Origin of the sequence: Legionella rowbothamii, from assembly GCF_900639985.1 — a bacterium.
GTDB lineage: Bacteria > Pseudomonadota > Gammaproteobacteria > Legionellales > Legionellaceae > Legionella > Legionella rowbothamii.
In genome coordinates, this window is the sequence record NZ_CAAAIM010000030.1 from 1 (window position 1) to 1,019 (window position 1,019).

The following is a 1,019-nucleotide window of genomic DNA, read 5'->3' on the forward strand; positions in this document are numbered from 1 at the left end:
ACTGTACGGCCACCTTCCCGAATTGCGAAACGCAAACCTTCATCCATCGCAATAGGAGCATGTAGGTTAATTACTAATTGTACGTTATCGCCTGGCATTACCATTTCTACACCAGAAGGCAAGTCACAAGTACCTGTTACGTCTGTTGTTCTGAAATAGAATTGTGGTCTGTAACCATTGAAGAATGGAGTATGACGTCCGCCTTCTTCTTTTGATAACACGTACACTTCTGCTTCAAATTTAGTGTGTGGCTTGATTGTGCCTGGCTTAGCTAATACTTGGCCACGCTCAACTTCATCACGCTTAGTTCCACGCAATAACACACCAACGTTGTCTCCAGCGCGTCCTTCGTCCAACAACTTGCGGAACATTTCAACTCCAGTACAAGTCGTCTTAGTTGTATCGTGGATACCAACAATTTCAATCTCTTCACCAACTTTAACAATTCCGCTCTCAACACGGCCAGTTACTACTGTACCACGTCCAGAAATCGAGAATACATCTTCGATTGGTAATAAGAATGCTTTATCAATGTTACGTACTGGCTCAGGAATGTATGAATCCATTGTCTCAACCAGTTTTTCAATGGCTTTAACACCAATATCACTCTCGTCGCCTTCCAGTGCTTTCAGCGCTGAACCAACAACAATAGGAATATCATCGCCAGGGAAGTCGTAGCTACTTAATAGATCACGTACTTCCATTTCAACTAGTTCTAACAGCTCAGGATCATCAACCATGTCTGCTTTGTTCATGAACACAACAATGTATGGTACACCAACTTGGCGTGACAGTAGAATGTGTTCTCTAGTTTGTGGCATTGGGCCATCAGCTGCTGATACTACTAAGATCGCTCCGTCCATTTGCGCAGCACCAGTGATCATGTTCTTAACATAGTCAGCGTGTCCTGGGCAATCTACGTGCGCGTAGTGTCTTGTAGCTGATTCATATTCTACGTGAGCTGTAGAAATTGTAATTCCACGCTCTCTTTCTTCTGGCGCAGCATCAATTTGGTCGTA

Annotated in this window: 1 protein-coding gene; it reads right to left on the reverse strand. The window is 43.8% G+C overall.

Annotation, left to right across the window (positions count from 1 at the left end; all coding sequences use genetic code 11):
• Positions 1–1,019 (reverse strand): elongation factor Tu (gene tuf / locus E1P08_RS17030; RefSeq protein WP_133138135.1); only part of this gene is annotated, 1,019 nt, incomplete at both ends.